This is a genomic window from Paenibacillus kobensis NBRC 15729, assembly GCF_004000825.1.
Taxonomy (GTDB): Bacteria; Bacillota; Bacilli; order Paenibacillales; family Paenibacillaceae; genus Paenibacillus_T; species Paenibacillus_T kobensis.
Window position 1 is genome coordinate 1 of record NZ_BILZ01000096.1, and the last position, 12,394, is coordinate 12,394.

Below are 12,394 nucleotides of genomic sequence, written 5' to 3' on the forward strand. Positions count from 1 at the left end.
TTCGTCACCGTGCCCGTTCCCCCGTTGACTTGGTTCCATATTTGGTTCCAATCCAATTGAATGCCATATTGTGCCGCGATCTTCTGCAGCTCGCTCAAGCTGCCGACCGTAATGGTTTTATATTGCGTCTGTACGACGGGTGCTGCGGAAGCCGACTGTCCCGCTATTCCGAAGCCAGCGAAAGCCATACCTGCGATAATGGCGCCAGCGATCGTCTTGCGAATATACTGCATGTTCATGTTTTCGTCCTCCCCGAGATCGGTAAATGTCGTTCGAATCGAAACGAACAAGCCGTTTCCTTTCGATGCCACCTATCTTATCACGGGGAGCTTCAGTCGATCATGAATCAGTTTCTGGAAAAGATTAGAGGTTTCTCAGACCTCTTCTCACCTTTTTCAGAACATTCAGCCTTTGAACGTGCAATACAAATCGACAACTTCACGCCCGCCAACGAACATCGCCATCAACTGCTCGTAGGAAGCCAGCCTTGGCACCGTATAATTAAAGTCAACAATATACAGATAAGGATATAATTTTTGAAGCGTTTGGTACAAAATGATCGGATCTTCCTGAAAAATCGTCATCTGCCCCGTAGGATTAAACTCAACGATCATATCCGGCTTGAATGCCGCGATCGTCTTCTCCATCCCGCGCAGCGCCGGAACCTCGGCCCCTTCAACGTCCAGCTTGATCAGATCAAGCCGTTTCAGCTTTTTCTGTGCCGCCCAATCGTCGATGCGAACGCACTGAACCGTTTCTTGAATGCCGCGCTCCGCATGCTCCGTCGTAATGTGCGACCACGCTCCGCCGAAATCGATGTACGAGAACTGCATCTCCGTATTGCGGTCGAACACACCAAGCTTCACCGGCTCGATGACTCCCGCTCCGTTCAATTGCGTGTTGTAAGACATATAATGAAAGTTTACAGCCGATGGCTCGAATGCATACACACGGCCTTGTCTCGCGTATGCGCTCATCGCGATCGATATCGCACCAATATTCGCGCCGATATCCAGACAGACGCTGTCCGGCTTCAAAATATGCTGCAGCGCATTCATGACATACGGCTCGTAATAGCCCCCGCTTGCCTCAATGCCTGCCAGCACCTGATCGCTCGCGCTTCCCGATATGAGAAACGGATGCGGATAATTCGGCAGCCGAAGATACGTTGTTTTACTGCTCATCTTGTCTTCCTCCTTGCTAGTATCTTAAGCCCCGGTTATAACACAGCCGCATGAAGCATAAGGGGACCGCTCAGGATCGCCCGGCGTCCTTCCGAGAATGCGTTCAACCAGTACGTATGCGTCCCGGCTTCCGGAGCGGCAACGTCGCAATCCATCGTCATCATGGCATTCCAATGGCACATTTCCGAGATGCGGAACAGTTCCGGTCCCGAACTTGACGAAACGCGGATCACAACGTCCATTTCGCCTAGATCGGCCGTGAACGGCTTGCTCCAGCCGATCTCGAACGTCAAGCGGACCTTCCGGTTCGGCTTGCTTGTCGTGAGTGTGACCTGTGCGAGCGGCACCTCCCAATCGGTCAGCAGAAAAGGTACGATTTTATCCTTATCCAGCTTGAATTCTGCTTGTTCCTTCATCGTGAACGCAAATCTCCTCTCGATATCGGCTGTTCCCCGTCTATTGCTCTATCTATTGTATGCTTGACCACGAATGCCCGTACGGGCTTAATCTCGCTTACATATACTAGATTAACGGTTTCAAGAGAAAGGAGGTCTGCTACTAATGGAGCTTAACGCAATAGCCGGCCCATACGATGCGATATTCAGTCTCGGAATGAACTGTCTGCCCGCGATCCAGCTCGAACGCAACGGAATACGGCCGTTCACCGGCGTACTGGATTGGGTGAATACGGACTATCTCGCGGACGTCACTCGAATGCTGAACAAAAGGTTTGCCGATTTCGGACTTCGCCATAATCTCGTCAGCGAGGGGCCATTCGGCGACTTTCTGCTGCTGAGAGATTTGTTGAACGGAATGGTGATCGTACATGATTTTCCGCTGAAACGAAACAGTGCGACGAATTGGCCGGATTACGATGCCTTCCGGACGAAGATGGACCGGCGGATCGAACGTTTTCTTCATAAAGCGGCAACTTGCCGCCGCATTCTGTTCATTCGTACGAGCGGCTACCCGCACGAAGCGCAGGAGCTGGAACAAGCGCTCAGCACTCTTGTGAAGCACGAATTTCATATTCTGCTCGTCAATCACAACCCGGTTCCCGGATTGGTGGAGGACCACTGGCCGCACAAGCATACATGCGCCGTGACGCTGCCGAGCCAGGTCGATATCTGGAATGCGAACGATCCGCATTGGCGCCATTTGCTGCAGCATGTGAAGTATACGGGCTAATGATAATTCTGTCCGCTGCGAGAGAATCGAACGGAGGAAAGCCGCTGACAGCCAATCGTTCAGCGGCTTTTGGCTTGGAGCGGCGAATGGGGAATGACAATGGAGCTTAACGAAATACTCGGGGCGTATGAGTGGTATTACGTTCGCTGCTCGCGATAGTAAGGCGCGCCGAGCGATTGCGGCTGTCCGGACGGCTTGCGCCGGTTATTCCAACCGATGATCATGAGGACGAGAATCGTAATGAGATAAGGCAGCATTTTGAGAAAATAAGGCGGGACCGCGTCCGTAACCGTCTGGATCCGGTAACCGAGCGCTTCGAACGCGCCGAACAAATAAGCGCCGAGCAGCGCCCGAACCGGATTCCACCGTGCGAAGATGACCAGCGCAACGGCGATCCAGCCTCTGCCGGCTGTCATGCCTTCCATCCAGTTCGGCGAGAAGACGAGGACGAGATACGCGCCGGATAGTCCGATGAGCATCGCCCCCGCGACGACATGTCCGTACCGGACAGCAGCAACCTGGATGCCCATCGCATCCGCCGTGGACGGACTATCGCCGACGGCGCGCAGCTTAAGCCCCCACCCTGTGCGATAAATATAAGCCTGCATCGCGATGACGAGCATGAAGCTGGCCCATACGAGCACATTTTGGCTGCCGAATAGATCGCCGATCACCGGCACATCTTGCAGCACCGGAATGTTCAGCTTCGGAATGCCGGCCGGGACGGGCAGTCCTGCATACGGCTTGCCGAGAAATGCGCTCAATCCCGTGCCGAACAGCGTAATCGCCATGCCGGACACCGTCTGGTTCGCCTTCAGCGACACACACAGCACCCCATGGAGTACCCCGAATGCCGCTCCGACGAGCATCGCCATAACGACCGCAAGCGGCCAACTGCCGGTTCGCGACAGCGTCATGATGGAGACGACTGCGCCCATCAGCATAGCCCCTTCCGTCCCGAGAAAAATAACGCCGCACCTCTCTGACAGAATCCCTCCGAGCGTCGCGAACAGCAGCGGAGTGCCCGCGGACAAAGCGGCAACAAGAAGCGCCGTAATGAAGTCCATCCTACTCCCCTCCCGGCTTGGATGTGAGACGTAAGCGAACCCGATAGCTCCGAAGCTGCTCTCCGCCGATAAGGAAAAACAAGATCGAGCCTTGTACAATAAGCGACATCGAGGCGGGAAGCCCGATCATCTGCACACTGTAACCGCCGACGATGACTCCGCCGCATAGCACCGACGAGACGATCAGCCCCCACGGATTAAGCTTGGCGAGCCAAGCGACGATAATGGCCGTATAGCCGTAGCCTGGCGAGATCGAATACATAAGACGGTGGGACACGCCCGATACCTCCGCCATCCCTGCCGCTCCGGCCAGACCGCCGCTTATCAGCATGACCAGCAAAATTTGTTTCGTCACGGATATGCCTGCATGACGGGCCGCTTCCGGATTGGCGCCAAGCAGCCGAAGCTCGTAGCCCCATTTCATCCGGTACATAATGAGCCAATAGACGAGGACTCCGCCAAGGCCGATGAATAGACCGAGATGCAGCCTGCCCGTGCCGAACGTCGCAAGCTGCATCCACGTTTCGAACATCGGCGTGCCGGGGAAGTTGAAGCCCGCCGGATCTTTCCACGGACCGAATACCAAATAGTCGAGCAGCAGCAGCGCGATGTAATTGAGCATTAAAGACGAAATTAACTCATTCACTTGAAAATGCGTACGCGGCACCGCTGCGAGCAATCCCCATACGCCGCCTGCCAACGCACCCGCACTGAACATAACCGGCAGGTAAGACCAATGCGGCATTCCCGGGAAGTAGATCGTGACAGCGGTCGCCGCAATCGCGCCGACGACGAATTGCCCCTCCGCACCGATGTTCCAGATGGAGATGCGGTAAGCGAACGAAACGCCGAGTCCGCACAGCAGCAGCGGAATCGCCTTGACCAGCGTCTCGCTTAGGCCGCCGGCCGTGCCGAATGCGCCGCGTGCCATCGTCTCGAACACGAACACGGGGTTCAACCCGTTCAACGCGATGAAGACGCCGCTGAACAGAAGCGCAAGAACCACCGATGCGACGGAGACGATGAGGCCCGAGGAAGCCGAAGCTGCTCTGCTGCTCCATTCCAGCCGGTATTTGCCGCCGGGTATGACGACCGCTTTGCTGTTCATCGCTATCGCCCTCCTTCCGATGTCCGCGGCCGTATCGGTCCCTCCGCCAGACCGCCCGTTCGTGCAGGTTCCATAAGCCCGGTCATCCGCATGCCGATGGAAGCCCGGGACGCCTCTGCCGCGTGGAATTCGCCGTTCGCGCCGCCATTGAAAGCGACTACGATCCGGTCGGCCAGCTTAATCAGCTCATCGAGATCCTCGGATATAAGAAGTACGCCGCTGCCCTCGCTTCGCAGCTGAAGCAGCAGACGGTGCACCGATTCCGCTGCGCCGACATCAAGCCCTTGCGTCGGATGCACCGCCATCATAAGAAGCGGCCGCTGCTGAAGCTCGCGTGCGAACAAGAGCTTCTGCTGATTGCCGCCGGACAGCATCCGGACCGGCGTTGCGATGTCCGGCGTCCGGACCGCGAACCGCTCGACCAGCGACTGTGCCCACGCGGCATTCGCCTTCTTGCGAAGCAAACCGAAGGCGGACCGCTCCCGGCTCCGGTACGATTTCATCAGCAAGTTGTCGACCACGTCGAGTGCGCCCGCCATGCCGGTCTTCATCCGGTTCTCCGGCACATGAGCAACGCCTCGCCGGGTCATGCCCTTAATCGTAGCCTGCTGGATGGGCTCTCCGTTCAACCGGATCTCTCCGCCAACCCGCGGCCTACTGCCTGCAATCACCTCGGCAAGCTCCTTCTGCCCGTTGCCCGCCACACCGGCAACGCCGACGATCTCGCCTCTGCGAACGGTCAGATCGAATGATTGGAGCGCCAATTCGCCATGATCGCCAAGCGCTTGCACGCCGCGCAGCTCAAGCAGCGGTTCGCCGGTTGGAGCCTGCGGCCGGCGTCCCGCCGCAGGTTCTGTTTGCTCTGCCTTTTCACGCTCCCTGCCCATAATCCATTCCGCCAATTGCTGTTCATTCGTATCCGCAGCGCGTACCGTCCGCACCATCGTTCCTTTGCGCATCACCGAGATCCGGTCGCAAGCTGCCATCACTTCACGCAGCTTGTGCGTCGTCAGAATGACCGTCTTGCCGTCCTTCTTCAGCTCCTGCAGCGTCAAGAGCAAATCGTCCGCCTCTTGAGGCGTCAACACTGCTGTCGGTTCATCCAACACGATCACGCTGCATCTGCGGTACAGCGTCTTCATAATCTCGATCCGCTGCTGCTCGCCAACCGACAGCTGCCAGACTGGCCTGTCTAGTGGAACAGACAGCCGGTACTGCTCGCATAACCGGGTGATTTCGGCGCTTTTGCGCCTTCGCCACGCCGCCCCTCTCCATAGGCCGGCTGCTCCGCCGGACTCGCCGAGCACGATGTTGTCGAGCGCCGTCATCGAGGACACGAGCCGGAAATGCTGGTGCACCATTCCGATGCCGCATCCGGCCGCATCCTTCGGCGAGCGGATGCGCGCCTCTTGGCCATTGATCATCACCGTTCCGGCATCCGGCTTATAGATGCCGAAAAGCACGCTCATCAGCGTGCTTTTGCCTGCGCCGTTCTCACCGAGCAGCGCATGGATCTCGCCGCGCCGGACCGCCAGATCGACGCCGTCTATCGCAACCGTGCTCCCGAACGTTTTGCGGATGCCGGTCATTGCGACCGAGTATTCAGCAGCCGAATCGATGACTGGAGTTGTCACGCTGCCGCCTGCGCTTGAAGCCTGCTGGATGCTCATGAGACTCACCGCGTCCCTTCGCTATTATTACCGCTATTATAGAAGTCTTCTATTAAGGCGCTCAATGCGCGCGACTGCTTTTCATCATCGGTTACAAAAAGAAGTTCAGCCCATTGTGCATCATGCACCGCAGCTCGGCCGATCTAAGACATGGCTGTCAACACACTGGCTGCCGCCATGTGCCTTGCACCCTTACCGCCGACTCGTTATAATGAGACCCAATCATGGAGCTCTACTGAGGAGGGACAACCCTATGCAATACCGCAACTTAGGCAACAGCGGTCTGAAAGTATCGGCGCTCGGGCTCGGTACGAACGCCTTCGGCAAAAGAGCCGATGAAGCCGCATCCCAATCCGTCATTCATCTCGCGCTTGACCGCGGCATCAACTTTATCGATACGGCCAACATCTATGCGGCTACCGAATCCGAACGGATTATCGGCCTGGCGCTGCAAGGCCGAAGACAGGAAGCCGTCCTCGCCACGAAGGCGGGACTGCCTTGCGGACCGGGCATTCACGACCGGGGCTCGTCCCGCCACCATCTGATGCGCGAGCTCGAGAGCAGCCTCCGGCGGCTTCGGACCGATTATGTCGATCTGTATCAGATCCATACATTCGACCCTAATACGCCGCTCGAGGAAACGCTGCGGACGCTCGACGATATGGTTCGTTCCGGCAAGGTCCGTTACATCGGCGCCTCCAACTACGCCGCTTGGGAGCTTATGAAGGCACTGGGCACGAGCGAACGGCTAGGCCTTAACCGTTATGTCTCGACGCAGACAAGCTATTCGCTGGCCGACCGGACACCGGAAGCCGAGTTGGTCCCGATGTGCCTCGACCAAGGCGTCGGCATCATTCCTTATTTCCCGCTTGCCGGCGGCATTCTGACCGGCAAATACGCAAGCCCTTCGGCGTCGCCTTCCGGCTCGCGCGCCGATACGGATCCCGGATTCACAAGATTTCTGACGGGGGATCGAATTACCCTCGGCGAGAGAGTCGCCGCTCTTGCTGAGCAAGCCGGCTGCACGCCCGCCGTGCTGTCGCTCAGCTGGCTCATGCAGCGTCCCGCTGTCGCCACCGTCATCGTCGGCGCCACAAGCGCGCAGCAGGTGGAAGCCAACCTCGCCAGCGCGGAGCTGCAGCTAAGCGCAGAGCAGATCCATGAGCTCGACGCGCTTAGCGATCCGCAGCGGTACGGCGAGCCGTTCGCCGTATACCGGCTGACTTAGCCGCTATGACAACAAGGCAGGAGCAATGTCGCTCCTGCCTCGTTTTTTTTTGAAGCCATCATGCGGGAAATGTTTGCATCACAACCATCTGAGCGCTTTATATGTTAATGCTAATGACCTCAAATAGAATGCCGTCCAGCGCTGTGAAATATAGACCGTCATCCATTACCGCGATCGCAGTCCCTTTTTGTTCAATAACCTGAAAGCCAAAAAGAACTTGGAAAAACATAATAGCTTCCGATAAGTCAGGAACGCACAAGTTCAAGTGGTTAATTTTCATTTCCATCCACCGCTCCTTTACATTTACATTTAATCTAATAGTATTAAAATTATATGAGCATGAGCTGCTTGTCTTCGCTGGATTCCCTGATTCCCATATTCCATGGACGGCCTCACTGCTCAAAAACGATGTATTAGGTTTTGTAGCCGGGGGAACCGCACCTTTACCGCTAGCTCAGAACCCCCTGTTACAAGCAGCAGAAAATTTCTAAATAAAAACTTTTCTTGAAATGTAGAAATCGGAAGCCCCGATACGACAGTATATTGAAAGCCAATTCCAATATGGTTTTTAAGAGAGGAGTTTTTCGAATGAGTTACACCTTGATGTTTTACGAGAGCCAGGAGGATTTTGCGGCAAGAACGGATCCAGCAAGACAGGAAGACTATTTGGCAGGCTGGACGCACTATGTGCGCGCTTTGCATGAGGCTGGAATTGTGGTGTTCGGTTCGGGTCTCTATGCGCCGGAGACGGCTGCAACGATGAAGCGGCATGGCGGCGAGACCGTGGTTCAGGATGGTCCGTTTCCCGAGACGAAAGAGCAGCTCGGCGGGATCATGGTAATTGATGTTCCAGACATAGACACTGCATTAGAGTGGGCTGCCAGGGCACCGGTCGATACCGTTGAGGTCAGACAGAACATTCCCGCGCTGCACTAACGTTCTATGGAAATCAATCAGGTCATTGAGAAAACGGCACGCGATGCTTATGGTCGATTGCTCTCCTACTTGGCTGTCAATTGGCGGGATCTTCAGGCTGTGGAGGATGCCATTGGGGATGCTTTCCTCGCCGCGCTGGAAAGCTGGCCTAAGGCCGGCATTCCGGATAAGCCTGAGGCGTGGCTGGTTACTGCCGCCCGCAGGAGGCTGATCGACCGGGCACGGCGTACTCGTATTTCCGAGAGTGCGCTGCCGACGCTGTTGGCCATGTCCGAGGATGCGCAGCGTCTGACTTCTTCAAGCGCTGACTTCCCGGACGACTTCCCGGACGAACGGCTGAGGATGATGTTCCTATGTACTCATCCGACAATCGATGCGGTGATGCGAACGCCGCTTATGCTGCAGACCGTGCTTGGAATCGATGCGGCTCGAATCGCGTCTGCATTCATCACTAAGCCCTCCACCATGAGTCAGCGGCTCACCCGGGCAAAAGCGAAAATCCGTGCCGAACGCCTCACTTTCGACATGCCTGATCCAGAAGAGATTCCGGATCGCCTCGAGCCTGTTCTGGAAGCCATTTATGCTGCTTACGGGAGCGGTTGGGACGAGGCCGCTATTGCGGATTCGCCTCGCCGGGGCTTAGCGGAGGAAGCCATTTATCTGGGTAAGCTGCTTCTCCCCTTCGCCCCCCGCGAACCGGAGGTTTACGGTCTTCTGGCGCTTATGCTGCACTGTGAAGCGCGCCGTACGGCGCGGCATGACGACGAGGGGAACTATATTCCCCTCTCCTTGCAAGATTGCACGCGGTGGGAACAACGCTTGATCATGGAGGCGGAGCGTTATTTGCATACTGCCTCGCAAGCCGGCAGAGTCGGCCGCTTTCAACTTATGGCTGCGATACAATCCGTGCATGCACAGCGCTTACGGACAGGGCGAATCGAGTGGGCGGCAATTGCTCAGTTATACGAGGGCCTCGTTCGTTTATCCCCCGCACTGGGCGCATTAGTCGGCCGTTCCGCCGCAGTCGCGGAGGCTTATGGACCGGAACACGGCATCGTTCTACTGGAAGCAATACCATCGGATGAAGCGGTGAACTATCAGCCCTACTGGGCGCTTGCCGGCCACTTGTACAAGCAGATGCATCGAGAAGAAGAAGCCCGTTCGGCTTATAGCCGCGCCATCGGACTTAGCACAGACGCATCGGTACGACATTTTCTGCAGCGCCAGGATGCTAAGATTTAAAAACGGATAACAAGAGCAATACTTCATAGAGCACACGATTAAGACACATAGGAGAGATACGCAAAATGGGAAATACGGATAAATTCGAGATGATAGCGAATAGCTACGACACCGCTGAACGAATTCATACCGCCAAGTTAGCGTCCGATGCCATCCGTGAATTTGTCGTTGACGCTAAGAGCAAGCATGCGATCGATTTCGGTTGCGGGACGGGTCTTATCGGCATTCATTTGTTAAACGAATTTGACTCCGTGCTCTTTCTGGATACGTCACCCAACATGATTCAGCAAATCAAGCAAAAAATTGCGGATTTCAATCTTCGCAATGCAGATACGCTCTGTTTTGATTTTGAACAGGACCGTCTGACCGATCTGCGGGCCGACTATATCTTCATGGCTCAGGTGCTCCTTCATATTCCGGATGTTGAATCCGTGTTATCCCGATTATTCGATGTTCTGAATGACGGAGGACATTTGCTCATTGTGGACTTTGATAAGAATGACCAGGTCGCTTCCGAATTCGTACATAATGGATTCAATCAAGATGAGCTTGCTGACTTGATGACCAAGATAGGGTTCAAGGATATTCAATCCAAGACGTTCTATACCGGAAGCAAAATATTCATGGGGCAAGACGCATCGATGTTTGTTCTGGATTCTCGAAAGTGAAAGGACCATCCCAGAGGATGGCCCTTCCCTTTCATCGCTTACTTCAACGTCACGATGTACGTCACCGGCCGGTTGCCTTGATCGTCGTTGACGTAGGTCGACGCGACGAGCTTATCGCCCGATGGGCTCCAAGAGACCGGATCGCTTGCATATTGGACATCAATCGTCGCGAACACCGTTTTGCCGGTGGCCGCATCCGCCACGACGATCCCCTTGGTGCCGTTATCGCTCTCATCGATCAAATTGTAAGCAAGCTTCTTGCCGTCCGGCGACCATTCCAAGCCGACCACTTGGGTGCCTTTGGACAGCGTCGTCTTCACATTGCCTTCCAAGTCCGTAATGACCAGCGTACGTTCCGTATCGCCCGTCATCTTCACGAGCGCAAGACGAGTGCCGTCCGGCGACGGAAAGATTTGTTCGACGTTCTCGGCAAGCGTCTTCGTCGTATCGTCCTTCGGCGAATACACCTTCGCATTCAATTTCTCGTCCGTATAATACAACAGCCCTTGGAACATAACGGGAAATCTGGCGTTGCCCGAGAGCGACAGCAGCTTCTCCGTCTCGCTGTCCGGGTGCGCAGCATAGACTTGGCCCGGCGTACCGGAGAAGACGACCGTATCGTCGCCGTCCCATACGCCGTCGCGGATCGGAACGAGCTCCTCGCTCACTTGCTTCTTCTCTCCGGTTTTCAAATCCATGATGTACGCGTAAGCCGACTCTTCGATATTCATTTTGTAGAACATATAGGTTCGGCTCGGCGACAACACCGCGAAGTTGGCATGCTTATTGTCTTCGTCCTGAACGAGCAGACGATCCTTGCCCGTCGTCAGATCATAAGCGAACAGATTGATCGGATAACGGTCTTCCCCTTCGACCTTGATCGGCGGACGCTCTTTATTTTCCCGGGAAATAACGAGCTCGGACTCGCTCAGCCAATCCATCCCCCGCATACCGTCGAGCTTGTCGATCCGGTCCACTTCAATCGTCTCTTGCACGGGCTCCTGTTTGTCCGTAATGACCGTAATTTCTTTATCCGGTTTCTCGATCACGACTCGGTTGCCGTCAGACGACGAGCTGCAACCCGCGAGCAGCGCGACCGCCAGTCCGCCAGTCAGTGCCCCCATCGCCCACCGTCTCCATCTCATTTCCGAATTGTTTCGATTCATTGTCACCATATTCGAATTCCTCCTGCTTAGCCAACGGCTTGATGCTTTCATTGTAAGCGCAGGTTGTTTCGGTCTTATATCGTCTTGTTTCTAAAATGTAAACTTTTCAGCCGGTTGCGTCTAACCTCGTAAACAACGCTCAATCCATTAGGGCGAGCTTGACCGTAAACGTCACGCCCCGGTCGCCGTTCGCTTTCCAATCGATGCTTCCGCCTTGACGGGTCACGATCTCCCGCACGATGGAGAGACCAAGTCCGGTGCCGCCCGTCTGTCGAGAACGGTCGCGGCTCACCGTATAGAACGGCTCGAACAGCCGCTCTCTTGCTTCCTCCGGAATGCCGATTCCCGTATCCCGAATCCGCACGACTGCCCATCCGTCTTGCGCATGTACACTAACCGCAGCTTCGCCGCCCGGCACGTTGTATTTGACCGCATTGTCGAGCAGATTCGTGAACAGATGAATGAGGCTGTCCCGGTCCGCCAGCACGGTCGCCTGCTGCAGCTTCCCGCAGCGTAGCGCGACCTCGGCTTTGACCGCCAGCGCCTGCATGCGGTCGGTCAGATCGGCTAGCAGCTCATGCAGCTTGACCGGTTCAGCCGTCGTATCCGAGATGCTCCATTGCTCATACTTCTCCAGCGCGGACAATTGCAGAACATGCTCGACCATGCCGTATAGCCGCTCCGATTCCCGGCGGATATGATGAGCCGCGTCGGTTACCATCGCTTCGTCGTCCGGATACATCGCAAGAAGGTCCGAATAGGCGAGCATGGACGTAAGCGGCGTTTTGAACTCGTGGCTGATGTTGTTAATAAATTGTTTCTGCCGCCCGAAGTTCCGTTCGATCTCCCGGCTCATGTAATAGATGCTCTCGCTCAAGCTGCCGAGCTCGTCGCGCCTTCGCACCGGCTTCTCGGCAAGGTACTTGCCGAGCCGAAT

At 55.8% G+C, this 12,394-nt stretch carries 12 protein-coding genes and 2 pseudogenes; 5 read left to right on the forward strand and 9 right to left on the reverse strand.

Annotated features, from left to right (window positions below; all coding sequences use genetic code 11):
- The 3 genes and pseudogenes from PKO01S_RS27380 to PKO01S_RS27390 form a co-directional block, all read right to left on the reverse strand.
- Nucleotides 1-239, reverse strand: a pseudogene (locus PKO01S_RS27380) (CAP domain-containing protein); the annotation flags it as partial.
- A 165-nt stretch (nucleotides 240-404) separates the two neighbouring features.
- On the reverse strand, nucleotides 405-1,184 hold the full coding sequence (locus PKO01S_RS27385) for an FkbM family methyltransferase (RefSeq protein ID WP_127534618.1): 780 nt from the start codon (nucleotides 1,182-1,184) through the stop codon (nucleotides 405-407).
- Between the two features lie 35 nt (nucleotides 1,185-1,219).
- Nucleotides 1,220-1,600 carry a hypothetical protein gene (locus tag PKO01S_RS27390; protein WP_127534619.1) on the reverse strand — a complete coding sequence of 127 codons (381 nt, stop codon included), beginning with the start codon at nucleotides 1,598-1,600 and terminating at the stop codon, nucleotides 1,220-1,222.
- Between the two features lie 145 nt (nucleotides 1,601-1,745).
- Here PKO01S_RS27390 and PKO01S_RS27395 point away from each other — a divergent pair, with 145 nt between their 5' ends.
- Complete coding sequence (locus PKO01S_RS27395; protein ID WP_127534620.1) at nucleotides 1,746-2,372, forward strand: DUF1796 family putative cysteine peptidase; 627 nt, start codon at nucleotides 1,746-1,748, stop codon at nucleotides 2,370-2,372.
- A 137-nt stretch (nucleotides 2,373-2,509) separates the two neighbouring features.
- On the opposite strand, the gene PKO01S_RS27400 is transcribed toward PKO01S_RS27395, so the two are convergent.
- From PKO01S_RS27400 to PKO01S_RS27410, 3 genes are read right to left on the reverse strand one after another with little or no spacing between them, the layout of a single operon-like run.
- On the reverse strand, nucleotides 2,510-3,439 hold the full coding sequence (locus PKO01S_RS27400; protein ID WP_127534621.1) for an ABC transporter permease: 930 nt from the start codon (nucleotides 3,437-3,439) through the stop codon (nucleotides 2,510-2,512).
- A gap of 1 nt (nucleotide 3,440) precedes the next feature.
- Entirely contained in the window at nucleotides 3,441-4,547 is a 1,107-nt protein-coding gene (locus PKO01S_RS27405) for an ABC transporter permease (RefSeq protein WP_127534622.1), read from the reverse strand.
- A 2-nt stretch (nucleotides 4,548-4,549) separates the two neighbouring features.
- A complete protein-coding gene (locus tag PKO01S_RS27410) occupies nucleotides 4,550-6,217 on the reverse strand; it encodes an ABC transporter ATP-binding protein (RefSeq protein WP_127534623.1) in 1,668 nt (555 codons plus the stop codon).
- 253 nt (nucleotides 6,218-6,470) lie between these two features.
- Here PKO01S_RS27410 and PKO01S_RS27415 point away from each other — a divergent pair, with 253 nt between their 5' ends.
- Entirely contained in the window at nucleotides 6,471-7,445 is a 975-nt protein-coding gene (locus tag PKO01S_RS27415) for an aldo/keto reductase (RefSeq protein ID WP_127534624.1), read from the forward strand.
- A 157-nt stretch (nucleotides 7,446-7,602) separates the two neighbouring features.
- Here PKO01S_RS27415 and PKO01S_RS27420 read toward each other — a convergent pair.
- A pseudogene (locus tag PKO01S_RS27420) lies at nucleotides 7,603-7,725 on the reverse strand (VOC family protein); the annotation flags it as partial.
- Between the two features lie 308 nt (nucleotides 7,726-8,033).
- Between PKO01S_RS27420 and PKO01S_RS27425 the strand changes: the two are divergent.
- The 3 genes from PKO01S_RS27425 to PKO01S_RS27435 all read left to right on the forward strand — a co-directional run bounded on the left by PKO01S_RS27425 (nucleotide 8,034) and on the right by PKO01S_RS27435 (nucleotide 10,291).
- A complete protein-coding gene (locus tag PKO01S_RS27425) occupies nucleotides 8,034-8,381 on the forward strand; it encodes a YciI family protein (RefSeq protein WP_127534625.1) in 348 nt (115 codons plus the stop codon).
- Nucleotides 8,382-8,387: 6 nt separating this feature from the next.
- A complete protein-coding gene (locus tag PKO01S_RS27430) occupies nucleotides 8,388-9,623 on the forward strand; it encodes an RNA polymerase sigma factor (protein ID WP_127534626.1) in 1,236 nt (411 codons plus the stop codon).
- Between the two features lie 65 nt (nucleotides 9,624-9,688).
- The gene (locus PKO01S_RS27435) at nucleotides 9,689-10,291 is read left to right on the forward strand and encodes a class I SAM-dependent methyltransferase (RefSeq protein ID WP_127534627.1); all 603 of its coding nucleotides are present in this window, start codon (nucleotides 9,689-9,691) and stop codon (nucleotides 10,289-10,291) included.
- Between the two features lie 38 nt (nucleotides 10,292-10,329).
- Here PKO01S_RS27435 and PKO01S_RS27440 read toward each other — a convergent pair whose 3' ends face one another.
- Together PKO01S_RS27440 and PKO01S_RS27445 are read right to left on the reverse strand one after the other, a co-directional pair.
- The gene (locus PKO01S_RS27440; protein WP_164779809.1) at nucleotides 10,330-11,466 is read right to left on the reverse strand and encodes a TolB-like translocation protein; all 1,137 of its coding nucleotides are present in this window, start codon (nucleotides 11,464-11,466) and stop codon (nucleotides 10,330-10,332) included.
- Between the two features lie 130 nt (nucleotides 11,467-11,596).
- A partial coding sequence (locus PKO01S_RS27445; RefSeq protein WP_164779810.1) for a sensor histidine kinase occupies nucleotides 11,597-12,394 on the reverse strand: 798 nt, incomplete at its 5' end.

Coding starts and splice junctions, on each gene's coding strand:
- PKO01S_RS27400 (WP_127534621.1), bottom strand. CDS start 3,439: ATGGACTTCATTACGGCGCTTCTTGTTGCCGCTTTGTCCGCGGGCACT.
- PKO01S_RS27410 (WP_127534623.1), bottom strand. CDS start 6,217: ATGAGCATCCAGCAGGCTTCAAGCGCAGGCGGCAGCGTGACAACTCCA.
- PKO01S_RS27390 (WP_127534619.1), bottom strand. CDS start 1,600: ATGAAGGAACAAGCAGAATTCAAGCTGGATAAGGATAAAATCGTACCT.
- PKO01S_RS27430 (WP_127534626.1), top strand. CDS start 8,388: ATGGAAATCAATCAGGTCATTGAGAAAACGGCACGCGATGCTTATGGT.
- PKO01S_RS27395 (WP_127534620.1), top strand. CDS start 1,746: ATGGAGCTTAACGCAATAGCCGGCCCATACGATGCGATATTCAGTCTC.
- PKO01S_RS27435 (WP_127534627.1), top strand. CDS start 9,689: ATGGGAAATACGGATAAATTCGAGATGATAGCGAATAGCTACGACACC.
- PKO01S_RS27405 (WP_127534622.1), bottom strand. CDS start 4,547: ATGAACAGCAAAGCGGTCGTCATACCCGGCGGCAAATACCGGCTGGAA.
- PKO01S_RS27385 (WP_127534618.1), bottom strand. CDS start 1,184: ATGAGCAGTAAAACAACGTATCTTCGGCTGCCGAATTATCCGCATCCG.
- PKO01S_RS27425 (WP_127534625.1), top strand. CDS start 8,034: ATGAGTTACACCTTGATGTTTTACGAGAGCCAGGAGGATTTTGCGGCA.
- PKO01S_RS27440 (WP_164779809.1), bottom strand. CDS start 11,466: ATGGTGACAATGAATCGAAACAATTCGGAAATGAGATGGAGACGGTGG.
- PKO01S_RS27415 (WP_127534624.1), top strand. CDS start 6,471: ATGCAATACCGCAACTTAGGCAACAGCGGTCTGAAAGTATCGGCGCTC.